Source organism: Streptomyces sp. NPDC087422 (genome assembly GCF_044744145.1).
Classification (GTDB): domain Bacteria; phylum Actinomycetota; class Actinomycetes; order Streptomycetales; family Streptomycetaceae; genus Actinacidiphila.
The window spans coordinates 110,025-132,828 of the sequence record NZ_JBIUXT010000006.1; the positions used below are offsets into that span (position 1 = coordinate 110,025).

Genomic DNA, 22,804 nt, shown 5'->3' on the forward strand with positions numbered 1-22,804 from the left:
GTGTGAAGACGCAAGCAGCAGCATCGACGGGCCGTCACAACGCCAGACGCGCGGCCGACAGCAAGGCGGTCGCCGTCGCGGGCCGCGCGGGGTTCGCGGCCCGAGGGGTGATCTACATCCTGGTGGGCGCACTGGCGGTGCGCATCGCCTTCTCCGACGCCGGAGGCCAACAGGCCGACCGCGGCGGCGCGCTCGCCGAGATCGCGCACAAGCCGTTCGGGGACGTCCTGTTGTGGCTGCTGGGCATAGCCCTGGCCGGAATGGCCCTGTGGCGGCTGTCGGAAGCGGCCTTCGGACAGGCGGGACCCGACGGCGACAAGCCCACCAAGCGCGCGATGGCCGCGGGCCGCTGCGTCTTCTACGCCTTCGTCTCGTACTCCGTGCTCGCCTACGCGGCCGGTGAGAAGAGCAGCGGCAGCGGGTCGACCGACAAGAGGACCGACGACGTGACGGCCAAGGTGCTCGACTGGCCGGGCGGCCAGTGGATCGTCGCCGTCGCCGGTGTCGCCGTGTTCTGTGTCGGTGTGTGGATCGCGGTCCGTGCCCTCATGCGCAAGTTCCACAAGCACCTGAAGATGGGCCAGATGTCGCGGCGCCAGCGCCAAGCCGTGGACTTCCTCGGCATGTTCGGCGGCACCGCGCGAGGCGTGCTGTTCGCCACGGCCGGCGGATTCGCCGTGGCCGCGGCGGTCAAGCACCAGGCGGGCAAGTCCAAGGGCATGGACGACACGCTGCGCTCGTTCGCCGACACGCCGGTCGGCCCGTGGCTGCTGGTGCTCATCGCGGTCGGCCTGATCGCCTTCGGGCTGTTCTCCTGGGCCAACGCGCGGTGGCGCGAGGTCTGAGCGGCGCCGGAAGGCGGACCGGGCGGGGTGCGCCGGGCGTCCGCGCCCGTGGCGTCGTCAGCTCACGCGTCGCGGAAGGCCGCGGCTCGCGGAAGCTCACGCGTCGCGGAAGCGCGCGGCTCACAGGTCGCGCGCGCTCACAGCTCGCGGATCTCCTCGGGCGGGCGGCCGACGGCGTCCGCCACCTCGTGCTCGTCGCCGCCCTTGGCGAGGACCGCCGCGCTCTCGGCCTTGAGGTCGATCGCCGCCGCCTGGAGGGCGTCCTCGGCCTCGGCGTAGCGGTGCGCTGCCAGTTCAAGTTTCGCTGTGTCCACAGCGCAAGCATGCCACTACTCACCGCTGTCGCGGCGCACGACCGGGGCAGGTGTCGCACGGTCCTGCCGTCCGTACATTCGTCCGCACACCCGTACAGGAAGAGGAGAAGTCGATGAGCACGCCGATGTGGGTCGTCCTGGGCGCCGTGGTCGTCGTGGCGCTGGTGGCCGCCGTGGTGGCGGCCGGGCGCGTGCGGCGTAGCGGAGAAACCCCCGTACGGCGGTCGGGCGGCGCGTCCGGCGGCGGCGCCGCGCCGCGCAGGGGCGAGGTGTGGTGGGCGGACGTGCCGTACGAGGACACGGCCGGCTCGAAGGACCGTCCCTGCCTGGTCGTCTCGGTGCGCGGCGGGACCGCGCGGGTCGCCAAGATCACCTCTCAGCACCACGAGGAGCTGCCCGGAGTCGTACCGCTTCCCGCGGGCACCGTCGACGACGCCCGGGGCCGGCAGAGCTATCTGGAGACCAACGAGCTGCGGCGCGTGCCCGTCTCGGCCTTCCGGCGCCGCGCGGGCGCCCTCGACCCTCAGGTCATGAAGCGGCTGAATCTGCGGTGACGAGCCGCCCGGCGAGCGGCCGTCGCGGACGCGGGGCCCGTCCGGCGGTCAGCTCAGCCACCAGATGAAGAAGCCTCCCGCGAAAACGAGGAGGCAGATGGTGAGGTTGGTGCGCCAATACGTCATGAGCATCGCGACGAATTCGCGAATGGTCGCACTCGGCCAGAAATACGCGGCGGTCGGCGCCCCCACGACATGTCCTCTGACGCCCAGCCGCCGCGCGGTCACCGCGGCGCGCAGGACATGGTAATTGTTCGTGACGACGACACAGCGGTAGTCCGCCTTGTTCCGCTCCATGATGGACTTGCTGAAGCGCAGATTCTCCTCGGTGGTCGTCGACCGGTCCTCGCGTTCGATCAGATCCGCCGGAAAACCCTGCGCCACAAGGTAGTCGGCCATCGCGTGCGACTCCGGCAGCTTCTCGTCCGGGCCCTGTCCGCCGGAGGTGAGCAGCACCGGCCGCCTGCCGCGCGACGAGAGCCTTTGGTGCACCGTACGGGCCCGGTCGAGGCGGCTGGCCAGCAGGGGCGGCACCTTGGTGCCGCCGATGAGCCCTGAGCCGAGAACCACGACGTAGTCGGTCTTGCGGCGGACGGTCAACCATCCGTAGAGCGACCCGTAGACGATGAAACAGAGGAAGAGGAAGACGACATACCCCGCGAGGACGGTGGCCGTCCCCGCGACCACGAGCAGCGCGCGGGTGTGCATCACCACCGCGGTGATCAACAGCGCTATGAGCGCCAGCAGCGCGAACCCGGCCAGCAGGGACAGCAGATTGGCCGGACTTCTGCCCTCTTTCCGCACCATGGCGACGCCGTTGGAAATCAGAAACCACGACATGGCGACCACGCCCACCGCCATGAGCGTCAGCAGCGCCACCCCGAGATCATTGCCCAACGTCGGGTGTTCCCTGCCTATGTCAAACAGCCACGCACCCAGCGCGAAGACGGGTGAAAGCCCGAGCAGAATCGCATTGCTGAACCGACGCCGCTCCCGCAGCACTCCGACACAGAACCCCAGAAAGAACAGCACCGCCGGTACATACGCCCACATGCCCACATGCTAGTGGCCCCCCGTCCCCCCACCCGCCGCCCCACCGGCCCCGGCTCCCCGGCCGGGTCAGGTCAGGCCCGCTTCGATGGCGCGGCGGACGGCGTCGGCGCGGTCGCGGATCGCGGCTTTGGCGAAGAGGTTGTTGATGTGGGTCTTGACGGTGGCCTCGCTGATGAAGAGCTTCTCGGCGATGCCGCGGTTGGGCAGGCCCTGGCCGATCAGCGCGAGCACTTCGCGTTCGCGGGGTGTGAGGTCCTCCGGCAGGGCCTGGCCCACCATCGGGGCCTTGGTCCTGACGGAGGCGAGCAACCGGTTCTGCACCTCGCGGTCGAGCACCGACTGCCCCGCGGCGGCGGCACGGATCGCCCGGATGATGTCCTGGCGGCCCGCGTTCTTCGTCAGATAGCCGCGGGCGCCCGCGCTCAGCGCGCCGAGGATCGAGTCGTCGTCGGCGAAGGTGGTCAGTACGACCACCGCCACGTCCGGGTGCTCCTCGCCGAGCCGCCGGGTCGCCTCGATCCCGTCCATCACCGGCATGCGCAGGTCCATCAGCACCACGTCCACCGGCCCGGCGGCGACAGCCGCCAGCACCTGGCTCCCGTCCGCGGCGGACGCGACGACGTCGATGTCCTCGGACAGCCCGAGCACCGCGGCGAGCGGCTCCCGTACGGCGGCCTGGTCGTCCGCGACGACTACCCTCAGCCGCCGCGGCCTCTCGGTCGGTTCGGTCATACCGGAATCACTGCTTCCACCTTCCAGCCGCCCTGGTCGGGACCGGCCGTGACCGGTCCCGCCGTCACCGTCCCGCCCAGCAGGGCGACGCGTTCGCGCATTCCGATCAGCCCCATGCCGCTGCCGACCACCGCGTTCACCTCGCGCGTGGCGGGGCCGTTGCGCACCGCCAGCGTGATCGACGCGGCGGCGTACGTCAGCTCCACACCGACATCGCCGCCGGGAGCGTGCCGGGCGGCGTTGGTCAGCGACTCCTGGGCGATACGCAGGAGATTCTGGACCACCCGGGCCGGGACCTCACGGGCGGTCCCGGTGACGGTCAGGACATCGCGGTGCCCCGACGACCCCAGCATCGCCGTCAGGCTCTCCAGCAGCGGCAGCGAGTCCTCGCGCAGCGCGTGCACCGTCCACTGCGCTTGTTTGAGGCTCTCCCGCACCAGACCGTGGGCCTTGTCGTTGGCCTCCCTGACCTTCTCCAGGTCCCCGGTGTCGAGCAGCGCGTCGGCCAGTTCCAACTGCATGTTGATCCCGGCCAGCGAGTGCGCCAGCACATCGTGCACGTCCCGGGCGATCCGGCTGCGCTCGGTCAGCGCGGCCGTCCGCGCCTCGGCCCGCGCGGCGCGCTCCGCCGACTCGGCCGCCGCGATCACCGCCTGTACGGCCTGGCGCTGGCTGCGGTTGAGTATGCCCACCAGCACCGGAGTGCCGGTGGCCAGACCGAGCACCCAGGGCAGCTCGTCGTGGCCGGGACCGAGACGGAAGTACAGCACCCCGCCGCAGAGCAGACTGCAGATCCCGGCGAGGACGAGAGCCGGTCTGGTCTCCAGCCGGTATCCGATGTGACCGGCGAGGAAGAAGGCGAAGAGATAGCCCGTACCGCTGCGGCTGACACCGATCAGGGCGACCGCCGCGGCGATGCCGACCGTCAGCCACGGGAGCACGAGGCCCTGGGGAATCCTGTCCTCGGGCAGGCGCCGGGCCAGCAGCACCGCCGAGTTGATCACGAGCAGGACGGCGACGACCAGCCCCCGGCCGCTGAAGCCCAGGGGGCGGATCGTCAGGATTCCGGCGACGACGACCCCGAGGGTCATCGCCCACTGCATCCACGGGTCCTGTCCCGGCACCTGCCGCGCCCCCGCCTCCTGGGCCACGGTCTTCCCAGGAGGCGGGGGGCTGTCTGTCGCGGGCACGGGGAGAACATAACGCACGGTCAGGCCCTGCGGCTGAGGACGGGCACGGTGCGCGGCGTCATCTGCATCCGGCTCCGTATGAAGATGGTGGCGAGCCGCGTCACGACTTCGGTGAGCGCCATCAGTACGAACGCCGCGACCCACGCCTGATCGCTGGTGATGTGGTGGGCGACGCTGAATTGGGCGACCTGGTGGGCGCCGCCCGCGTGCTCGGTCCACAACTGGAAGCCCATCCGCGCCCCCATGCCGACGACCCACAAGATCGCCGACACGGCGCCGGCCTTGATCAGGACGTGCTCGCCGACGGTCCGGACGCGGGTGTAGATGCCGCCGGCGACGCCGAGCGCGGCGCCCACGCTCATCAGCACCCCGATGAGCACCAGGTCGTTGCCCGCGGTGGGAATGGTGTCCAGGTACGAGTTCGCGACGAAGGCCACGATGCCCAGCGGGATCAGGAAGGTCTTGAGGTCGAGTCGGCCTTCCCGCAGTTGCCGGAAGACGACGAGGAGAAGAGCGATGTCGGTGATCCACTCGGTCGATGTCATGCCCCCAAGACTGCTGCGACCAGGCACGAAGCACCTGGACCCAGGGGTGGAACCAAGGGTGGAGATGACTCCCCGCCCGGCCCTCCACCCCCACGGGGCCACCGCGCACCTGGACGCCGCAGAGCCCGCGCGCCCTGCCACCGCAGAGCCCGCGCGCGGACACCGAAAAGGGCCGCCCGAAGGCGGCCCTGTAAGGAGAGAAGATGTGTCCGAGGGGGGACTTGAACCCCCACGCCCGATAAAGGGCACTAGCACCTCAAGCTAGCGCGTCTGCCATTCCGCCACCCGGACGGGGTGTGTCACCTCGGCCTATGGGCCGTGGCGACGAGGTAAACCATAGCAAAGATCCGGTCACGTCGATCACGGGCGCGGAGCGGGCCGAGGGGGCCGATGAAGGGGCTGTGCGCGGGGCCCGGGGTGAGGGCCCGGAGGGGAGCCTTGGGCGGGGTGGGGGTGTCGGGGGAGGATGGGGGGAGGCATCGGCCGCGGTCGCCCGGGTGGTGGACGGACGCGGCAGGCAACGAGCGAGGAGACAGCGTGAGCGAGTCGGGGCCGGGCAGGGCGGAGAACGGGACGGTCACGGGCGAGGACGAGGTCGTCGACCTGTGCAGTGAGCTGATCCGGATCGACACCAGCAACTACGGCGACCACTCGGGGCCGGGGGAGCGGGCGGCGGCGGAGTACGTCGCGGAGAAGCTCGCCGAGGTGGGCCTCGAACCGCGGATCTTCGAGTCGCACCAGGGCCGGGCGTCCACGGTGGCGCGGATCGAGGGCGAGGACCGCTCGCGGCCCGCGCTGCTGATCCACGGGCACACCGACGTGGTCCCGGCCAACGCGGACGACTGGACGCACCACCCGTTCTCCGGCGAGATCGCCGACGGCTGCGTGTGGGGCCGGGGCGCGGTCGACATGAAGGACATGGACGCGATGACGCTGGCGGTCGTACGCGACCGGCTGCGCAGCGGGCGCAAGCCGCCGCGCGACATCGTGCTCGCTTTCGTCGCGGACGAGGAGGCGGGCGGTGTGTACGGCGCCCGGCACCTGGTCGACAAGCACCCCGACCTTTTCGAGGGCGTGACGGAGGCGATCGGCGAGGTCGGCGGCTTCTCCTTCACCGTCAACGAGAACCTGCGGCTGTACCTGATCGAGACCGCCCAGAAGGGCATGCACTGGATGCGGCTCACGGTGGACGGCACCGCGGGGCACGGCTCGATGACCAACAACGACAACGCGATCACCGAGCTGTGCGAGGCCGTCGGGCGGCTCGGCAGGCACGAGTTCCCGGTCCGCGTCACCAAGTCCGTCCGCGGCTTCCTCGACGAGCTGTCGGACGCCTTCGGGGTGGAGCTGGACCCGGAGGACATGGAGACGACGCTCGCCAAGCTCGGCGGCGTCGCCAAGATGATCGGCACGACCCTGCGGAACACCGCGGCCCCGACGATGCTCGGCGCGGGCTACAAGGTGAACGTGATCCCCGGCCAGGCCACCGCCCACGTCGACGGCCGCTTCCTGCCGGGCTACGAGGAGGAGTTCCTGGCCGACCTCGACCGGATCCTCGGCCCGCGCGTCAAGCGCGAGTCGGTGCACTCCGACAAGGCGCTGGAGACGGACTTCGACGGCTCCCTGGTGGACGCCATGCAGCTCGCCCTCAAGGCGGAGGACCCGATCGCGCGCGCCGTGCCGTACATGCTCTCCGGCGGCACCGACGCGAAGTCCTTCGACGACCTGGGCATCCGCTGCTTCGGCTTCGCGCCGCTCCAGCTCCCGCCGGAGCTGGACTTCGCCGGGATGTTCCACGGTGTTGACGAGCGGGTGCCGGTGGACGGCCTGCGGTTCGGGGTCCGGGTGCTCGATCGTTTCATCGAGAACTGCTGACGGTTCGGCCGCCCGTACGAGTACGGGCGGCCCGGATCGCTGGGACGAGTGAATGATCCAGTGCTTTCGTAGCTCTATTCCTCCGGCTTCGTTACGACGTGTGTGGTCCGCGGCTGGGACCGCACTTGTCAATCAGGAGGAAGAAAATGATCAAGAAGGTCGTAGCCGCTGCGGCTGTCACCGGCGGTCTCGTGCTCGCGGGTGCGGGCATGGCTGTCGCCGACTCCGGCGCCCAGGGCGCCGCTGTGCAGTCGCCCGGTGTGCTGTCCGGCAACCTGATCCAGATCCCCGTGCACGTGCCGGTGAACCTGTGCGGCAACACGGTCTCCGTGATCGGTCTGCTCAACCCGGCCTTCGGCAACTACTGCGTCAACAAGTAGTCCGAAGGCGTTCGGAACCCCTGTGGTCCGAACCGTCGGAACCGGCCCCGGAAGCGCGTATGCCGCGCTCCGGGGCCGGGCCGTGTCTGCGGCGGACCCCGCGTCCCACCGTCGCGCGTCTCACCATGTGGCCCGCACCTGGCGGATGATCCGGCGGCGCAACCGCACCCTGCGGCTGCCGTCGGGGTAGAGGCGCACCCGGTCCAGTTCCCAGTGCCCGTACTCGGCCTCGTCCGTGAGCAGTCGTGTCGCGTCCTTGCGGGAGACCCCGCGTGCGACGTACATCTCTCTGAATTCGTATTCCGGCATCGCATCTATTGTGCGGGCAACGCCCCGGTGCGGATAGCGTCTGCCTCATGTCTGATGACGTGCAGCCCACCGTTGCCGAGGTCCGAGCCGCTGTCGAGGCGGTCAAGGCCGCGCTGGACCGCCACCTCGAGGCGATCGAGAACCGTACGGGCGAAGACGATCCCGCCGTCTACGCGGCGTTCGAGTCGCTGGCTTCGGCCGCCGAGTCGTATGACGAGTTGCTGTACGACACCTACGACGAGGTGACTCCCTTCGAGGTGCCCGCGGGCGACTCGCTGCCGGAGTACACCGGTCCCGAGGACCCGGAGGCCATCAGTGTGCTGATCCGCCGCGACTACACGATCGTTGAGCCCTCCCGGCTGTTCGCGCAGGCCAGAAGGGCCGATGACGGCGACGGCGCGGCGGACGCCACGGTGAACGCGGCGGTCGGGGTGATCTTCGGCGAGTACGAGCCGGACGAGATCGCCCAGCGCCACAAGGAGTTCGGCCTGGAGGAGGGCGACTCCACGGTGTGGGTGTCGGCCGTGCCGGAGGCCGCGGAACCGGGGGAGTGGCTGGACGCGCCCTTCGAGCAGGCCGACCCGCAGCTCGTCATCTGCCGCTTCGACGTGAGCGCCGTCTTCGACGACGAGCTGAGCGTGCTCGACCCGGACTGAGCGGGTCGCCCGAGCGCCAGGAGGGGGCGGACAGCGGGCGCTGTCCGCCCCCAGGCGCGTCCGGAGCCGGTGGGCGGCGGGACGGGACCGTACGGGCGCGCCGGGCCGGTGGGCGGCGGTTGAGCCGTACGGGGCCGCCGGGGAGGTGGTGGGCGGCGGTTGAGCCGTACGGAGCCGCCGGGGAAGTGGTGGGCGGCGGCTGAGCCGTACGGGGACCGCGCCGCCCGTCAGTCGGCGGCCAGCTCCCGCAGCACGGTCACCAGCCGGGTCGTGCGCGGCGCGGCCTGGGGACCGGCCACGGCCTGGGCCAGGCCCTGATCGGCGCCCTGGACGACCGACAGGTGCCGCTCGCCGCGCGCGAACGCCGTGTAGACCCAGGACCGGGTGAGCAGCGGCCCCGCGTCGCCCGGTACGACCACCACGACCGCGGGCCAGCGCATCCCGGCCGCCTGGTGCCCGGTGATCGCCCAGGCGTGCCGTACGGTCGTCGCCACGTCCGCGCGCGGCACCAGCACCGGCCCGTCCTCGCACTCCAGCCGCAGTCCGTCCGGCTCCGCGCCGACGACCGTGCCGGGCAGCGTACGGCCGGGGACCGGCACGTGGACGACGCGGTCGCCGGGGTCGAAACCGGCGAAGCGGCCGGGGCCGGGATTCAGCCGTTCTTTGAGCGCCGCGTTGAGCACGCGGGTGCCGACCGCGCCGCCGTGCCCCGGCGTGATCACCTGGGTCCGCTCCGCCGGTACGCCGATGGCGCGCGGTACGGAGTCGGCGACGAGCTGCACCGTACGGTGCACGGCCTCGCGCGGGTCGCGTACGGGGACGACGACGACCTCCTTGTCCGGGGCCTCGACCGGGGCGAGTTCGCCGATGCCGATGAGCGAGACCAGCTCGCCGATCGGGCCGGGGTCCGGGGTGCGGGAGGCGACCCGCGGGCAGGACTTGGCGGCCAGCATGTCGGCGAAGGCCAGACCGGGGCCCGCCGACCACATCGCGTGCTCGTCGCCGCTGAACACCAGCCGGGCGCCGTCCGGCACCGCCTCCACCAGCGAGGCGGCCTCCTCGATGCCCAACTGCTGGGCGTCGAGCACCGCGAGCAGGTCCAGGGCGAGGGCGCCGTCGCCGGACCTGCCGGGGCCCTGCGTACCGGCCAGCAGTGCCTCGACCGTCACGGCCGCGTCCTCGCCGAGGGCCTCGGCCAGCCGCCGCCTGCCGTTCGCCGTGTACGCGGCGGCGTACGCCCGCAGGCCCGCCGCGCGCGCCGCGGCCACCAGGGCGGTCGGCTCCTCGCGGGCCGCCTCGCCGCCGGAGTGCACGACCAGGCCGCTGCCCGCGGCGGCCCTGATCAGCTCCGCCGCCGACTTCGACGGCGCGCCCGCGGCGGCCTTCTCCCAGTCCGTGCCGTGGTCGCCCTCGAAGGAGCGCAGCAGCCGCACACAGCCGTCGGCCAGGCTCTCCTCCGCCAGCGCGTACCGGTCGAGACCGATCAGCAGCGGTACGTCCGCCGCGCCGTCCTCGCCCTCGTCCTCCTCCTCGCTCGCGGCCTCCGAGGCCGTCGCGGGGCGCGCGGGGTGCTCGGGGAAGACGAGCACCTGGCCGTCGGCCACGGCGGAGGCCACGGCCGCCGCCGGGTCCGGTACGGCGCGGGCCGCCAGCTCCGCCTGTAGCTCTGCCGACCGCAGGGCTGTGTGCCCCTTCTCGGCGGCGCGCTCCAGCAGCCAGCCGACCAGCGCGTTCGCCCGCCGCTCGTCGTCCGGGCGGCACCGCGCGCCGAGCAGCGCGCGGGCGAAGGTGTCCGCCGGTTCCACCCGTACGCCGGGCAGGCCGAGCACCAGCCACGGGTCCTCCCGCAGCGCCTCCCCGGCCCGCTCCCCGAGCGCTCTGACCGCCGCCTCCGCCAACTCCCCTGGCGCGCCGCCCTCTTCCAGCACGGCCTTCGCCGCCGCGACGGCCGCCGGATCAACGGCCGCCTTTCGCAAGCCGCCCTCGCGCACCCGCGCCCCGGCCGAAGCCGCCCCGCCGCCGGACGCCGCGCCCGCGCCGGCCCGAGGCCGCGCCTCGACACCGGCCGCCGCGCCCGCCCCGGAGGCCGCCGGAGCCGCGCCGTGGCCCTCGCGCCCGTCCTGAGGGCCGTCGGCCCCGGCCGATGCCTGCGGCGCGGCGCCGGGACCTGTGACTCCGCTCTGGGGCGCGTCAGCCCCGGCGGACGGCCGCGGCCCCGTGGCAGGACCCGTGGCTCCCGACGCGGGTCCGTCCGCCCCGGCGTCCGGGGCCGTAACTCCCGTCTCGGACGCCTCCGTTCCGGCCCCTGACGGCTCCTCGGCGCCGTCCTCGTCCCCGCTCCCCTCCGTCGCCTCCACGGACGACTGGGCGTCGTCTGTCGCCTCCGCGTCGGCCTCCGGCCCGCCGTCCGCGCCGTCCGTCCCCGCCGGGGCACCGGCGCCGACCTCCGCCGCCTCCGCGGCCTGCATGGTGGCGGCCTCCGCCGCCATCGCCTCGCGCCGCTTGCGGCGGGCTTCGGCCGCGTCACCGCGCGGCGCGGGCGCCGCCGGATTGTCGCCGCGCTCGATCGAGCGGACGGCGGCGGCCAGCGCGGCCACGTCGGCGACCGGCTTGGCGGCGGCACGGCTCCCCGGCACCGCGGCGGACGCCGTGCCCGTGGGCTGCTCCTGCGGGGCCGTCCGCGAGCCGCCCCCGGAGGACGGCCCGTCCGCGGCGGCCGGTGGGTTCGCCGGGCCTTCGGCGGGGGCGCCCAGCGGCGGGGGAGTGGGGGACTCGGTCACTGCGGCCTCCGTGGGGTGGTGGACCGGCGGGAGGCTTGCGTGCCGTTCAGAGCGTGCTCCAGTCGTGGTCCGGATAGCGGTGCAGGGGTGCTGACACGTCGTCGAGCGCCAGGCAGATCTCTTCCGGAAGCGTAAGCGCCTCCACTGACAACGAGGCGATGAGCTGCTGCGCGTTGCGCGCGCCGAGGATGGGGGCGGCGACACCGGGCCGGTCGCGTACCCAGGCGAGGGCGACGTGCAGCGGGGAGACCGCCAGGCCGTCGGCCGCTATCGCGAGGGCGTCCACGATGAGCCGGGCGGTCTCGTCGAGGTAGGGGGCGACGAAGGCGGCCATGTCGTCGGAGCCGCCGCGCGACTCGGGCGGCGTGCCGTTGCGGTACTTGCCGGTGAGCACACCGCGGCCGAGCGGCGAGGAGGGCAGCAGGCCGACCCCGAGGTCGATCGCGGCGGGCAGCACCTCGCGCTCCACGCCCCGCTGGAGGAGCGAGTACTCCATCTGCGTACTGGCCAGCGGCGTCCGCCCGGGCGCGGCGAGCTGCCACGCGGCGGCCTTGGCGAGCTGCCAGCCGCAGAAGTTGGAGACGCCGACGTAGCGCGCGCGGCCGGAGCTGACGGCGATGTCCAGCGCCTGGAGCGTCTCCTCCGTGGGCGTACCGGGGTCGAAGGCGTGCACCTGCCAGAGGTCGACGTAGTCCGTGCCCAGCCGCTGCAAGGACGCGTCGAGCGCGGACAGCAGGTGTCCGCGCGAGGCGTCGAACCGCCGGTCGGGGTCCGGCACGCTGCCCGCCTTGGTGGAGATCACCAGATCGGCCCGGGGCACGAGATCCTCGATCAGCCGCCCGAGCAGATACTCGGCGCCGCCGTCGGCGTACACGTCCGCCGTGTCGACCAGGCTGCCCCCGGCGTCCCAGAACGCCTTGAGCTGGTCGGCGGCGTCGCGTTCGCCGGTGTTGCGTCCCCAGGTGAGCGTGCCGAGACCGAGTCGGGACACGCGCAACCCGGTGCGGCCCAGGTGCCTATGCTCCATGGGCGCTGAGATTACTGCCCGCACCGGCCGAATGGGCGGCAGTGACGTACCTGACAGGGCCCCGTGCCGCGGCGGGGCGCTACAGTCCGGAGGTACAACGACGTTACTCGCCAGTATGTCGGCGGACGACGGCGGTGACATGACAGCGCAGACCTGACAGCGAAGACCTGACAGCGACGGACGCGAGAGCGACGGACGCGAGAGCGACGACGCGACAGCGACGACACGGCGGCGGAAAGAGGAGCGGTATGCGGCTCGGGATCAACCTCGGCTACTGGGGCGCCGGGATGGACGCGGACAACCTCGCCGTCGCCCAGGAGGCGGACCGGCTCGGCTACGACGTGTGCTGGGCCGCCGAGGCGTACGGATCCGACGGCCCCACCGTGCTCTCCTGGGTCGCCGCGCAGACCGAGCGGATCGACGTCGGCTCGGCGATCTTCCAGATCCCGGCGCGTGCCCCCGCGATGACGGCGATGACCGCCGCGACCCTGGACTCGCTGTCCGGCGGCCGGTTCCGCCTCGGCCTCGGCGTGTCGGGCCCGCAGGTCTCCGAGGGCTGGTACGGCGTCAAGTTCGACAAGCCGCTCTCCCGCACCCGCGAGTACGTGGAGATCGTCCGCAAGGCGATGTCCCGCGAGCGGCTGAGCTACGAGGGCGAGCACTGGACGCTGCCGCTGCCCGGCGGCCCCGGCAAGCCGATCAAGCTCACCGTGCACCCCGAGCGCGAGCACATCCCGCTCTACATCGCCGCGATCGGCCCGAAGAACCTGGAGCAGACCGGCGAGATCGCCGACGGCGCCCTGCTGATCTTCCCGTCCGCCGCGCACCTGGAGGACACCGCGCTGCGGCACATCAGGGCCGGGCGCGAGAAGGCCGGCCTGACGCTGGACGGCTTCGACGTCAGCCCGACCCTGCCGCTCGCCCTCGGCGAGGACGTCCCGGCGCTGGCCGACATCTTCCGCCCGTACACCGCGCTGTACGTCGGCGGCATGGGCAGCCGCAAGCAGAACTTCTACAACCAGCTCGCGCGGCGCATGGGGTACGAGAAGGAGGCCGCCGAGATCCAGGACAAGTACCTGGCGGGCGACAAGAACGGCGCGGGGGCGGCCGTGCCGCAGGACCTCATCGACTCCACCTGCCTGCTCGGCACGGTCGACCGGATCGCGGACCGGCTGCGCGAGTACGCCGACGCCGGGGTCACCACGCTCAACATCACGCCCGCCGGATTCACGCGGGACGAGCGGATCGCGGGCGTACGGGCGGGCGTCGAGGCGCTGGAGCGGGCCGGGCTCGCGGGGGCGTAAGGCGAGGACGTGACGACGGGTCGGCCCGACGTGGGCCGGCCACGGCCCCGTGCCGATGTCGGTCCGATGGGCCGGTCATGGCCCCGTGCCGCTCGACGCGCGCGGGGCCGTGCGTGGCGCCCGCCTCGACGCGGCCCAGCGCCCGTCCTCATGACGGCCCGGCTCAGCCCGTCCTCATGACGGCCCGGCCCAGCGCCGCGCTCAGCTCGGTACCAGCCGCCCCAACAGCCGCCCGAAGGCGATGAGTCGCGCTATCTGCCCGGCGCCGCCGTCGTCCAGGGACTTGCTGAAACGGAACGCCTCGGGGCGGAATTTGGCGGAGGCGACCGGCAGCGGCGAGTCCGGGTCGGCCTGCACCGCGCTCATCTCGTGCGGCATCGCGGTGGCCAGCACCAGATAGACCCCGCGGTCGATCCGCTGCCCGCCCTCGTCGCGGCCGACCAGGGTGCGCATCCCGACGTGCCCGATCGAGTCCAGCGGCAGCACCTGCACCGACGAGTCCAGTACGGTGCCGCCCGGCGCCTTGTCGTCCGCCAACTCCTCGCTGTGCCACAGGATCAGCCGCCGCCCGTCGCACACCGCGGCCTCCTGCCACACCGAGGTGCCCGCCTCGGTCAGGTCGACCACCCGCTCCAGGGTGAAGCCGCGCACGCGGCGGCGGCCCAGCACACCCTCGATGGCGTCGAGCGCGACGTCCGCGTGCAGGAAATACGCGTCGGCGGCGTCCTCCAGGCGGCCGTACGGAGACCAGTCAGAGCCGGCCGGACCACTCCGGCGCGCGCTCGGACGGCTCCTCGTCGCCTTGCTGAACATCTCCACCTGCTTCGCCATCCCGACTGCTGCCCGAAAACTGAAGGGCCCCCCGACCCCTAGACCTTACCTATGAGGCAAGTCGGCGAGGGCTAGGCCGGGGGCAGTGGATCGCAGGGAATTCAGCGGCCGTGGTGGGGGCTCGGGGGGATCTTCCCCGCCACGGCCGTCACCCAGCACAACGGGTCGGCGGCGGAAGGGTTACGGTGGCGGACATGCCCACCGTGATCCTTGTCCGGCACGGCCGGTCGACCGCCAACGCCGACGGAGTGCTGGCCGGATGGAGTCCGGGCGTCGCCCTGGACGACACCGGCCGGGCCCAGGCGACCGTGCTCGCCGCCCGACTCGCCGCACTGCCGCTCGCCGCCGTCGTGTGCAGTCCGCTGCAACGCTGCCAGGAGACCGTAGGACCGCTGCTCGACACGCGCCCCGAGCTGCCGCTGCACACCGACGAGCGGGTCGGCGAGTGCCACTACGGCGACTGGACGGGCCGCAAGCTGGCAGAACTGGCGGAGGAGCCGATGTGGGCGACCGTCCAGCGGCACCCCTCGGCGGCCGTCTTCCCCGGTGAGAACGGCGAGTCGCTGCGCGCGATGCAGGCCCGCGCGGTGGACGCCGTACGGGACTGGAACGCCAGGATCGAGGCCGAGCACGGGCCCGACGCGCTGTACCTGGTGTGCTCGCACGGCGACATCATCAAGTCGCTGGCCGCCGACGCGCTCGGCATGCACCTGGACCTCTTCCAGCGGATCAGCACCGACCCCTGCTCGGTGACCGTCATCCGCTACACCCCGTACCGCCCCTTCCTGCTCCGCCTCGGCGACACCGGCGACCTGACCCCGCTGATCCCGCCCCCGCCGCGGGACAAGCCGCACGACAAGGCGCAGGGCAACGAGGACGACGCGGTCGTCGGAGGCTCCACCGGCGCCCTGTGATCAGCTTCCGCAGTAGGGTGGGGGACCGGCAGTGGAACCAGTGAATGCCACCAGAACGCATCGCGCCAAAGCAGCGATTCAGTCGAGATAACGGAGCGGGACGTGCCCCGTCAGGTCTTCTTCTACGAGCAGCCGGACCGTTTCGTGGCCGGGACAGTCGGCCAGCCGGGTCAGCGGACCTTCTTCCTCCAGGCCACCGCGGCGGGCAGGACCACCAGCGTGGCGCTGGAGAAGACGCAGGTCGCGGCGCTCGCCGAGCGGGTGGACGAGCTGCTGGACGAGGTGGTGCGCAGGTCGGGCGGCAACGCCTCGGTGCCCGCCGTCGCCCCCGCGGAACTGGCCGACTCCGCCCCGCTGGACGCCCCCGTCGAGGAGGAGTTCCGGGTCGGCACCATGGCCCTGGCCTGGGACGGCGCCCACGAGCGCATGGTCATCGAGGCGCAGGCGCTGGTCGAGCTGTCCGGTGAGGACGAGGACGACCTGGAGGCGGCCGAGGAAGAGCTGCTCCAGGACGACGAGAACGGCCCGCCGCTGCTGCGCGTCCTGCTGACCGGCGCCCAGGCCCGCTCCTTCGCCAAGCGCGCGCTCGACGTGGTCTCCGCGGGGCGCCCGCCGTGCCCGCTGTGCAGCCTCCCCCTGGACCCGGAAGGACACGTATGCCCGCGTCAGAACGGGTACCGGAGGTCGGCCTGAGCCCCGGCACCGAGGCCCTCGTCCACGGCGAGCTGACCGTGCGCGGCCAGGTGCGCGACGCCTCCAACGCCGTGCTGTTCTGCGAGACCGAGTACGAGGGCCGCGCGCTCGCCTGCGTGTACAAGCCGGTGGCCGGGGAACGCCCGCTGTGGGACTTCCCCGACGGCACCCTGGCCCAGCGCGAGGTGGCCGCGTACCTGGTCTCCGAGGCGACCGGCTGGGGCCTGGTGCCGCCCACCGTGCTGCGCGACGGACCGTACGGCGAGGGCATGGTCCAGCTCTGGATCGACCCGCCGGACCTGACCGCGGACACGGATTCGGGTACGGATACGGATACGGATACGGAAGCCGGCCCCGACGAGGCCCCCGACGCCGCCGCCGACACCAATTCCGACACCGACGCCGACGCCGGCCCCGCGCAGTCGGAGCTCTTCGGGCTGACCGAGGACACCGAGCCCGCCCCCGGCTGGAAGCCCGTCGTCGAGGCCCGGCTGGAGAACGGCCGCACCGCCCTGCTGGTGCACGCCGACGACATACGCCTGCGCCGCCTGGCCGTGCTGGACGCCGTCATCAACAACGCCGACCGCAAGGGCGGCCACCTGCTCCAGACCGCCGACGGGCGGCTCTACGGCATCGACCACGGAGTGACGTTCCACACCGAGGACAAGCTGCGCACCCTGCTGTGGGGCTGGGCGGGCGAGCCGCTGCCGGACGAGGCCGTGGCCGTACTGCGCAAGCTCCAGGCGGAGCTGTCGGGGGCGCTCGGCGACCGGCTCGCCGAGCTGATCACCCCCGCGGAGACGGCCGCCGTACGGGCCAGGACCGAGCGGCTGCTGCGGTCGGGAGTGCATCCCGAGCCCGGCGGCGAGTGGCCGTCGATCCCCTGGCCGCCGGTCTGAAGCGGGGCGCTCCGGGCCGTCCGGGAGAGCGTTCCGGCAGCGCGCCCGAGCCGCCTCGTCCGGCATTGCCCCAGCTCCGGTTCGTTTGCCAGTCGTCTGCACGGTTAATCTCATGACATGCATGCCTGGCCCGCTTCCGACGTCCCCGCCCTTCCCGGCACTGGACGCGCACTCCGTCTCCACGACACCGCGACCGGTGGGCCGCTGACGATCGATCCGGGCCCGGTGGCCCGGATCTACGTCTGCGGGATCACCCCCTACGACGCCACTCACCTGGGGCACGCGGCCACGTACAACGCGTTCGACCTCGTGCAGCGCGTGTGGCTCGACACGAAGCGCCAGGTGGAGTACGTCCAGAACGTCACGGACATCGACGATCCGCTGCTGGAGCGGGCCAACGCGACCGACGTCGACTGGGTCGAGCTGGCCGAGCGGGAGACCGCGCTGTTCCGCGAGGACATGACCGCGCTGCGGATGCTGCCGCCCGCCCACTACATCGGCGCGGTCGAGGCCATTCCGGGCATCGTCCCGCTGATCGAGCGGCTGCGGGACGCGGGCGCGGCGTACGAACTCGGCGTCGACACGTACTTCTCGATCGCCGCCGACCCCGACTTCGGCAAGGTCTCCGGGCTCGACGCCGCCACGATGCGCGCGCTCTCCGCCGAGCGCGGCGGCGACCCGGACCGGCCGGGCAAGAAGAACCCGCTGGACCCGATGCTGTGGATGGGCGCCCGCGAGGGCGAGCCGAGCTGGGACGGCGGCTCGCTCGGCCCCGGCCGCCCCGGTTGGCACATCGAGTGCGTGGCCATCGCGCTCGACCACCTCGGCATGGGCTTCGACGTCCAGGGCGGCGGCTCCGACCTGGCCTTCCCGCACCACGAGATGGGCGCCTCGCACGCCCAGGCGCTCACTGGCGAGTACCCGTACGCGAAGGCGTACGTGCACGCGGGGATGGTCGCGCTGCACGGCGAGAAGATGTCGAAGTCCAAGGGGAATCTGGTCTTCGTCTCCACGCTGCGCCGCGACGGCGTCGACCCGGCGGCGATCCGGCTCGCGCTGCTCGCCCACCACTACCGCGCCGACTGGGAGTGGACCGACTCCGTGCTCGCCGAGGCGGTCGAGCGGCTCGCGCGCTGGCGGGCCGCCGTCTCCCGGCCGGACGGGCCGTCCGCCGACGCGCTGCTCGAAGAGATCCGCGAGGCGCTGGCCGACGACCTCGACGCACCGCGCGCCCTGGCCGCCGTGGACCGCTGGGCCGCCGCGCAGGAGTCCGAGGGCGGCACCGAGACCGGCGCGCCCGGCCTGGTGTCGCGCACGGTGGACGCGCTGCTCGGAGTCGCGCTGTAGCCCGCACACCCCAACCGCCCCACCCGTGACCGCCCTTGGACTCGTCCGGAGTCCGAGGGCGGTTTCCGTTCCGCTTCCGTTCCGCCCATGGTCCCATGCTCGATTTTGCGCTAAACACGCTTCATGCAAACAAGAGTGCGCACTAGAGTGGCGCTGGTCGGTGCAGCCGTGCTCGGTCTGCTCATGGCATTCACGGGACCCGGCGGCGCGCAGGCCGCCGCACCCACCGCGACCGCCGAGACCTCCGTGGGGGACGTGACCGGCTTCGACCACGCCGGCGCCGTCTACCGGCTGCACGCGGGTCAGGCCCTGGCCCGGGTCAGCTTCGTGTCGGCCGACACCTTCCGTATCGAACTGGCCCCGGACGGCGCCTTCACCGATCCGACCGGCGACGACATCGTCCTGCCGCAGGGCGCGCCGCCCGCCACGCGCTGGAAGGACGTGGGCGACGCCTACGAGTTGAGCACCTCGGCCGTCACGCTGCGGGCCTACAAGGCGCCGCTGCGCTTCGCCCTCTACCGGGCCGACGGCACCCGGGTCTGGTCCGAGACGAAGCCGCTGAGCTGGACCAAGGACAGCACCACCCAGACCCTCGACCGCGGCGCGGCCGAGCAGTTCTACGGCGGCGGCATGCAGAACGGCCGCGGCAACACCTCGCACCGAGGCCAGACCGTCCAGGTCGGCGTGGACGGCAACTGGAACGACGGCGGGCACCCCAACTCCGTGCCGTTCTACCTCTCCACGGCCGGATACGGCGTCTTCCGCAACACCTACGCGCCCAACACCTACAGCTTCGGCGAGCCGGTGACCGCGAGCGCCGAGGAACAGCGCTTCGACGCCTACTACTTCGCGGGCGACGCCAAGAGGGTGATCGGCGACTACACCAAGCTGACCGGCAAGCCCTTCCTGCCCCCGGTCTACGGCCTGGAGCCGGGCGACTCCGACTGCTACCTGCACAACGCCAACCGCGGCGAACGCCACACCCTCGACGCGCTCGACGTGGCCGCCGACTACACCGCCAACGACATGCCCAACGGCTGGATGCTCGTCAACGACGGCTACGGCTGCGGGTACGAGAACCTGCCGGAGACGTCGGCGGGCCTGGCGAAGCAGGACATGAAGCTCGGCCTGTGGACCGAGGACGGCCTGGACAAGCTCGCCGACCAGGTCAAGGCGGGCCAGCGGGTCGCCAAGCTCGACGTCGCCTGGGTCGGCGACGGCTACAAGCACGCGCTGGACGGCTGCAAGGACGCCTACCAGGGCATCGAGGACAACAGCGACGCCCGCGGCTTCACCTGGGCACCGGAGAGCTGGGCGGGCGCGCAGCGCTGCGGCGTGCAGTGGTCCGGCGACCAGTACGGCACCTGGGACTACATCCGCTGGCAGATCCCGACCTACGCGGGCGCCACGATGTCGGGCCTGGCCTACACCTCGGGCGACATCGACGGCATCTTCGGCGGCAGCGCCGACACGTACACCCGCGACCTGGAGTGGAAGTCCTTCCTGCCCGCCGTCATGACGATGGACGGCTGGGCCGCCAACGACAAGCAGCCCTACCAGTACGGAGAGCCGTACACCTCGATCAACCGCCAGTACCTCAAGCTCAAGGAGTCGCTGCTGCCGTACATGTACAGCTACGCGGCCGAGGCGAACAGGACCGGTGTCGGCGCGGTGCGCCCGCTGGCGCTGGAGTACCCGGACGACCCGGTGGCGGCGACCGACGCGGCGAAGTACGAGTTCCTGTCCGGGCAGGACTTCCTGGTCGCGCCGGTCTACGAGGACTCCGCGGTGCGCGACGGCATCTACCTGCCCAAGGGCACCTGGACCGACTACTGGACCGGCCGGATCTACCAGGGGCCGACCACGGTCGACGGCTACAGCGCGCCGCTGGGCACCCTGCCGCTGTTCGTCAAGGCCGGTGCCGCCGTGCCGATGTGGCCCGGCATCAGGTCGTACCGGGACCGTACGGCCGACTCCCCGGTGGCCTGGGACGTCTACCCGCAGGGCACCTCGTCCTTCACCCTCTACGAGGACGACGGCGTGACCCGGCAGAGCCGCGCGGGGAAGTACGCGCGGCAGAAGGTCACGGTCACCGCGCCGAAGTCCGGCGCGGGCGAGGTGACGGTGGACGTCGGCGCGAGCGTCGGCGACTTCCGGGGCAAGCAGACCGCCCGGCCGTACGCGTTCACCCTGCACACCGGTGACGCGCCCGGCGCGGTGCTGCTCGACAGCAAGGTGCTGCCCCGGCTGGGCACCGAGGCCGCCTTCGACAAGGCGACGCAGGGCTGGTGGTACGACCCCGCCGACCGCGGGGGAGTGGTCCGGGTGAAGACCGCGACCCGGTCCACCGCGCAGGCGTTCCGGCTGAGGCTGGCGGGCTCCAGCGCGCTCGGCGGACGTGTGCCGGGCTCGGCCGCGGTGGTCTCCGCGCCCGCGGGCCAGGAGACCGGCGCCGGGGTCGCCTCCGACGTCGCCGTGGACCTGACCGCGGGCAAGCTGCCGGTGGTCGGCGCCAAGGTCTCGCTCCGGGCGCCGGACGGCTGGAAGGTGTCGGCGCCGCAGACCGTGCCCGTGCTGACCGCGGGGAACACCAAGCGGCTGCGCTTCTCGGTGACACCGCCTGCCGGGGTCACGGCCGGACAGGCCGTGCTCACCGCGCGGGCCGACTACCTGTCGTCGGCGCCCGGCCGGGTCGCCGTCCAGCCGTTCGCGGTCGCGGCGATGCCCGCGCCGCCGACGGCCGACACGTATGCCGGGGATCTGACCTGGCTGACCTCGACCAACGGCTGGGGGCCGCCGGAACGCGACCGCAGCAACGGCGAGTCGGGCGCGGCCGACGGGCACACGCTGACCCTGGACGGGATTACGTACGCCAAGGGCATCGGGGCGCACGCGGCCTCCGACGTCGAGGTGTACCTGGGCGGCCGGTGCTCGGTGTTCACCTCGGACGTGGGCATCGACGACGAGATCGACGGCTACGGCTCGGTGACCTTCTCCGTCGTCGCGGACGGCGTCACGCTGTGGACCTCGCCCGTGCTCACCGGGGCGTCCGCCACCGTGCCGGTGTCGGTACCGGTGACCGGGGCCCGGCACGTCCATCTGAAGATCACCCCGGCGGCGACGTCACTCAGCGGTGACCACGGGGACTGGGCGGGGGCGCGGTTCCACTGCGCGTGACCGGTTGAGGGTGAGGGGGTGCGCGCGGCGCTCCCCCTCACTCCCGTCCGTCGCGCGGTCTACTCCTCGCGGCCGTCCCCGTCCCCGTTTGGGGCGTCCAAGTCGCCTTCCCCGTCCTTGGCGGCCTCGGTCTCCGTGTCGGCGTCGGGGGCGGCCTTGCGGTCGGCCTTGCTGTCGGCCTCGGCCTCGGCTGCGGCGTCCTTGTCGGCGCCGTCGTCCGTATCGGTGTCCGTGCCCGCGCCCGCCCCGCTGTCCGGGCCCAGCCGCGGCGACTGCGCACGGTCCCGGAACTGCGGCACCCCGCCGTCACCCTCGCTCGCGTACTCCCCGGCCTGCGGGTCGCGGCGGCGCAGATAGCGCTCGAACTCCTTGGCGATGGCCTCACCCGACGCCTCGGGCAGCTCCGCGGTGTCCCGCGCCTCCTCCAGCGTCTGGACGTACTCCGCGACCTCGCTGTCCTCGGCCGCGAGCTGGTCCACGCCGACCTGCCAGGCGCGCGCGTCCTCGGGCAGCTCGCCCTGCGGGATGCGCAGGTCGAGCAGGTCCTCGAGGCGGTTGAGCAGCGCCAGGGTGGCCTTGGGGTTGGGCGGCTGCGACACATAGTGCGGCACCGCCGCCCACAGGCTCACCGCGGGGATGCCCGCGTGCGTGCACGCCTCCTGGAGGATGCCGACGATGCCGGTCGGCCCCTCGTAGCGCGACTCCTCCAGATTGAGCGTCGTCGCCAGGTCGGGGTCCGAGGTCACCCCGGTGACCGGGACCGGCCGGGTGTGCGGGGTGTCGCCGAGCAGCGCGCCCAGCACCACGACCATCTCGACGCCCAGCTCGTGGGCGAAGCCCAGGATCTCGTTGCAGAACGAGCGCCAGCGCATGCTGGGCTCGATCCCGCGGACCAGCACCAGGTCGCGGGGCTTGGGCGTCGTGATCCTGACAACCGAGAGCCGGGTCGTGGGCCATACGACCCGCCGTACCCCGGCGTCCATCCAGACCGTGGGGCGGTTCACCTGGAAGTCGTAGTAGTCCTCGGCGTCGAGCGCCGCGAAGACCTCGCCCTTGAACTCCCGGTCCATGTGCCCGACCGCGGTCGAGGCGGCGTCCCCGGCGTCGTTCCAGCCCTCGAACGCGGCCACCATGACCGGGTCGATCAGCTCGGGTACCCCCTCGAGCTCGATCACCCAGCGCCTCCTTCCGACCGGAGGGGAGCGGTGCCGTCCCCGTACCGGCTGCTGTTCCTGCACGTGCGGCACCAGCCTACGGCGTACCGAGGCCGGTGCCGTGGTTCTCGTAGCTGGATGATCCCCAGCGCGGCCCCCGATGAGTCACCGGCAGCGCCACCAGGTGAGACATCCGATCTGTTGCCCCACAAAGTTTGGCCCGCC

General features: G+C 72.5%; 21 protein-coding genes and 1 tRNA gene. 11 read left to right on the forward strand and 11 right to left on the reverse strand.

What is annotated here, in order from left to right; all coding sequences use genetic code 11:
* Positions 1 to 2: 2 nt before the first annotated feature.
* Positions 3 to 845, forward strand: coding sequence for a DUF1206 domain-containing protein (locus ACIO6U_RS20670; RefSeq protein ID WP_355333099.1), 843 nt, complete (start codon positions 3 to 5; stop codon positions 843 to 845).
* A 137-nt stretch (positions 846 to 982) separates the two neighbouring features.
* On the opposite strand, the gene ACIO6U_RS20675 is transcribed toward ACIO6U_RS20670, so the two are convergent.
* Positions 983 to 1,159, reverse strand: a complete 177-nt coding sequence (locus ACIO6U_RS20675) for a hypothetical protein (protein WP_355333097.1) — start codon at positions 1,157 to 1,159, stop codon at positions 983 to 985.
* A 113-nt stretch (positions 1,160 to 1,272) separates the two neighbouring features.
* Here ACIO6U_RS20675 and ACIO6U_RS20680 point away from each other — a divergent pair, with 113 nt between their 5' ends.
* The gene (locus tag ACIO6U_RS20680; protein WP_355333095.1) at positions 1,273 to 1,713 is read left to right on the forward strand and encodes a type II toxin-antitoxin system PemK/MazF family toxin; all 441 of its coding nucleotides are present in this window, start codon (positions 1,273 to 1,275) and stop codon (positions 1,711 to 1,713) included.
* Between the two features lie 48 nt (positions 1,714 to 1,761).
* On the opposite strand, the gene ACIO6U_RS20685 is transcribed toward ACIO6U_RS20680, so the two are convergent.
* The 5 genes from ACIO6U_RS20685 to ACIO6U_RS20705 form a co-directional block, all read right to left on the reverse strand.
* Positions 1,762 to 2,766 carry a YdcF family protein gene (locus ACIO6U_RS20685; protein WP_355333093.1) on the reverse strand — a complete coding sequence of 335 codons (1,005 nt, stop codon included), beginning with the start codon at positions 2,764 to 2,766 and terminating at the stop codon, positions 1,762 to 1,764.
* 66 nt (positions 2,767 to 2,832) lie between these two features.
* Positions 2,833 to 3,498: a response regulator transcription factor gene (locus ACIO6U_RS20690; RefSeq protein WP_355333091.1), complete on the reverse strand. Its 666-nt coding sequence runs from the start codon at positions 3,496 to 3,498 to the stop codon at positions 2,833 to 2,835.
* Positions 3,495 to 4,601, reverse strand: coding sequence for a histidine kinase (locus tag ACIO6U_RS20695; RefSeq protein WP_401721597.1), 1,107 nt, complete (start codon positions 4,599 to 4,601; stop codon positions 3,495 to 3,497). Before ACIO6U_RS20695 ends, ACIO6U_RS20690 begins: the two co-directional genes overlap by 4 nt.
* Before the next feature lie 107 nt (positions 4,602 to 4,708).
* Entirely contained in the window at positions 4,709 to 5,233 is a 525-nt protein-coding gene (locus ACIO6U_RS20700; protein ID WP_391048280.1) for a hypothetical protein, read from the reverse strand.
* A gap of 206 nt (positions 5,234 to 5,439) precedes the next feature.
* Positions 5,440 to 5,524, reverse strand: a tRNA-Leu gene (locus tag ACIO6U_RS20705).
* Between the two features lie 246 nt (positions 5,525 to 5,770).
* Here ACIO6U_RS20705 and ACIO6U_RS20710 point away from each other — a divergent pair.
* Positions 5,771 to 7,108 carry a M20/M25/M40 family metallo-hydrolase gene (locus ACIO6U_RS20710; protein ID WP_355333086.1) on the forward strand — a complete coding sequence of 446 codons (1,338 nt, stop codon included), beginning with the start codon at positions 5,771 to 5,773 and terminating at the stop codon, positions 7,106 to 7,108.
* Positions 7,109 to 7,254: 146 nt separating this feature from the next.
* A complete protein-coding gene (gene chpH / locus ACIO6U_RS20715; RefSeq protein ID WP_355333084.1) occupies positions 7,255 to 7,488 on the forward strand; it encodes a chaplin ChpH in 234 nt (77 codons plus the stop codon).
* Positions 7,489 to 7,608: 120 nt separating this feature from the next.
* On the opposite strand, the gene ACIO6U_RS20720 is transcribed toward chpH, so the two are convergent.
* On the reverse strand, positions 7,609 to 7,797 hold the full coding sequence (locus ACIO6U_RS20720; RefSeq protein WP_188283518.1) for a DUF5703 family protein: 189 nt from the start codon (positions 7,795 to 7,797) through the stop codon (positions 7,609 to 7,611).
* 47 nt (positions 7,798 to 7,844) lie between these two features.
* Here ACIO6U_RS20720 and ACIO6U_RS20725 point away from each other — a divergent pair, with 47 nt between their 5' ends.
* Positions 7,845 to 8,453, forward strand: coding sequence for a hypothetical protein (locus tag ACIO6U_RS20725; RefSeq protein WP_355333082.1), 609 nt, complete (start codon positions 7,845 to 7,847; stop codon positions 8,451 to 8,453).
* A 227-nt stretch (positions 8,454 to 8,680) separates the two neighbouring features.
* Here ACIO6U_RS20725 and ACIO6U_RS20730 read toward each other — a convergent pair whose 3' ends face one another.
* Positions 8,681 to 10,942, reverse strand: coding sequence for a helix-hairpin-helix domain-containing protein (locus tag ACIO6U_RS20730; protein WP_401721600.1), 2,262 nt, complete (start codon positions 10,940 to 10,942; stop codon positions 8,681 to 8,683).
* Positions 10,943 to 11,279: 337 nt separating this feature from the next.
* Positions 11,280 to 12,260 (reverse strand): aldo/keto reductase, encoded by a 981-nt coding sequence (locus ACIO6U_RS20735; RefSeq protein ID WP_355333079.1) that lies wholly within the window; start codon positions 12,258 to 12,260, stop codon positions 11,280 to 11,282.
* 248 nt (positions 12,261 to 12,508) lie between these two features.
* Here ACIO6U_RS20735 and ACIO6U_RS20740 point away from each other — a divergent pair, with 248 nt between their 5' ends.
* Complete coding sequence (locus ACIO6U_RS20740) at positions 12,509 to 13,564, forward strand: LLM class F420-dependent oxidoreductase (protein WP_401306699.1); 1,056 nt, start codon at positions 12,509 to 12,511, stop codon at positions 13,562 to 13,564.
* A gap of 201 nt (positions 13,565 to 13,765) precedes the next feature.
* On the opposite strand, the gene ACIO6U_RS20745 is transcribed toward ACIO6U_RS20740, so the two are convergent.
* Entirely contained in the window at positions 13,766 to 14,395 is a 630-nt protein-coding gene (locus ACIO6U_RS20745; protein ID WP_355333075.1) for a hypothetical protein, read from the reverse strand.
* A 194-nt stretch (positions 14,396 to 14,589) separates the two neighbouring features.
* Here ACIO6U_RS20745 and ACIO6U_RS20750 point away from each other — a divergent pair, with 194 nt between their 5' ends.
* From ACIO6U_RS20750 to ACIO6U_RS20770, 5 genes are all read left to right on the forward strand, one after another.
* Positions 14,590 to 15,309 carry an MSMEG_4193 family putative phosphomutase gene (locus ACIO6U_RS20750; RefSeq protein ID WP_391048270.1) on the forward strand — a complete coding sequence of 240 codons (720 nt, stop codon included), beginning with the start codon at positions 14,590 to 14,592 and terminating at the stop codon, positions 15,307 to 15,309.
* Positions 15,310 to 15,411: 102 nt separating this feature from the next.
* Positions 15,412 to 16,002, forward strand: a complete 591-nt coding sequence (locus tag ACIO6U_RS20755; RefSeq protein ID WP_355333071.1) for a DUF3090 domain-containing protein — start codon at positions 15,412 to 15,414, stop codon at positions 16,000 to 16,002.
* Positions 15,966 to 16,901 (forward strand): SCO1664 family protein, encoded by a 936-nt coding sequence (locus ACIO6U_RS20760; protein ID WP_401721102.1) that lies wholly within the window; start codon positions 15,966 to 15,968, stop codon positions 16,899 to 16,901. Before ACIO6U_RS20755 ends, ACIO6U_RS20760 begins: the two co-directional genes overlap by 37 nt.
* A 117-nt stretch (positions 16,902 to 17,018) precedes the next feature.
* Complete coding sequence (gene mshC, locus ACIO6U_RS20765; RefSeq protein WP_391048265.1) at positions 17,019 to 18,248, forward strand: cysteine--1-D-myo-inosityl 2-amino-2-deoxy-alpha-D-glucopyranoside ligase; 1,230 nt, start codon at positions 17,019 to 17,021, stop codon at positions 18,246 to 18,248.
* Positions 18,249 to 18,371: 123 nt separating this feature from the next.
* Positions 18,372 to 21,425: an NPCBM/NEW2 domain-containing protein gene (locus tag ACIO6U_RS20770; RefSeq protein WP_401721105.1), complete on the forward strand. Its 3,054-nt coding sequence runs from the start codon at positions 18,372 to 18,374 to the stop codon at positions 21,423 to 21,425.
* A 59-nt stretch (positions 21,426 to 21,484) separates the two neighbouring features.
* On the opposite strand, the gene ACIO6U_RS20775 is transcribed toward ACIO6U_RS20770, so the two are convergent.
* Positions 21,485 to 22,600 (reverse strand): PAC2 family protein, encoded by a 1,116-nt coding sequence (locus tag ACIO6U_RS20775; protein WP_401721108.1) that lies wholly within the window; start codon positions 22,598 to 22,600, stop codon positions 21,485 to 21,487.
* Positions 22,601 to 22,804 lie beyond the last annotated feature (204 nt).

Excerpts from the sequence above, each read along its gene's own strand:
- ACIO6U_RS20735 (WP_355333079.1), bottom strand. The coding sequence starts at position 12,260 with ATGGAGCATAGGCACCTGGGCCGCACCGGGTTGCGCGTGTCCCGACTC.
- ACIO6U_RS20750 (WP_391048270.1), top strand. The coding sequence starts at position 14,590 with ATGCCCACCGTGATCCTTGTCCGGCACGGCCGGTCGACCGCCAACGCC.
- ACIO6U_RS20770 (WP_401721105.1), top strand. The coding sequence starts at position 18,372 with ATGCAAACAAGAGTGCGCACTAGAGTGGCGCTGGTCGGTGCAGCCGTG.
- ACIO6U_RS20680 (WP_355333095.1), top strand. The coding sequence starts at position 1,273 with ATGAGCACGCCGATGTGGGTCGTCCTGGGCGCCGTGGTCGTCGTGGCG.
- ACIO6U_RS20690 (WP_355333091.1), bottom strand. The coding sequence starts at position 3,498 with ATGACCGAACCGACCGAGAGGCCGCGGCGGCTGAGGGTAGTCGTCGCG.
- ACIO6U_RS20695 (WP_401721597.1), bottom strand. The coding sequence starts at position 4,601 with ATGCAGTGGGCGATGACCCTCGGGGTCGTCGTCGCCGGAATCCTGACG.
- ACIO6U_RS20760 (WP_401721102.1), top strand. The coding sequence starts at position 15,966 with ATGCCCGCGTCAGAACGGGTACCGGAGGTCGGCCTGAGCCCCGGCACC.
- mshC (WP_391048265.1), top strand. The coding sequence starts at position 17,019 with ATGCATGCCTGGCCCGCTTCCGACGTCCCCGCCCTTCCCGGCACTGGA.
- ACIO6U_RS20685 (WP_355333093.1), bottom strand. The coding sequence starts at position 2,766 with ATGTGGGCGTATGTACCGGCGGTGCTGTTCTTTCTGGGGTTCTGTGTC.
- ACIO6U_RS20720 (WP_188283518.1), bottom strand. The coding sequence starts at position 7,797 with ATGCCGGAATACGAATTCAGAGAGATGTACGTCGCACGCGGGGTCTCC.
- ACIO6U_RS20730 (WP_401721600.1), bottom strand. The coding sequence starts at position 10,942 with ATGGCGGCGGAGGCCGCCACCATGCAGGCCGCGGAGGCGGCGGAGGTC.
- chpH (WP_355333084.1), top strand. The coding sequence starts at position 7,255 with ATGATCAAGAAGGTCGTAGCCGCTGCGGCTGTCACCGGCGGTCTCGTG.
- ACIO6U_RS20700 (WP_391048280.1), bottom strand. The coding sequence starts at position 5,233 with ATGACATCGACCGAGTGGATCACCGACATCGCTCTTCTCCTCGTCGTC.
- ACIO6U_RS20745 (WP_355333075.1), bottom strand. The coding sequence starts at position 14,395 with ATGGCGAAGCAGGTGGAGATGTTCAGCAAGGCGACGAGGAGCCGTCCG.
- ACIO6U_RS20725 (WP_355333082.1), top strand. The coding sequence starts at position 7,845 with ATGTCTGATGACGTGCAGCCCACCGTTGCCGAGGTCCGAGCCGCTGTC.
- ACIO6U_RS20740 (WP_401306699.1), top strand. The coding sequence starts at position 12,509 with ATGCGGCTCGGGATCAACCTCGGCTACTGGGGCGCCGGGATGGACGCG.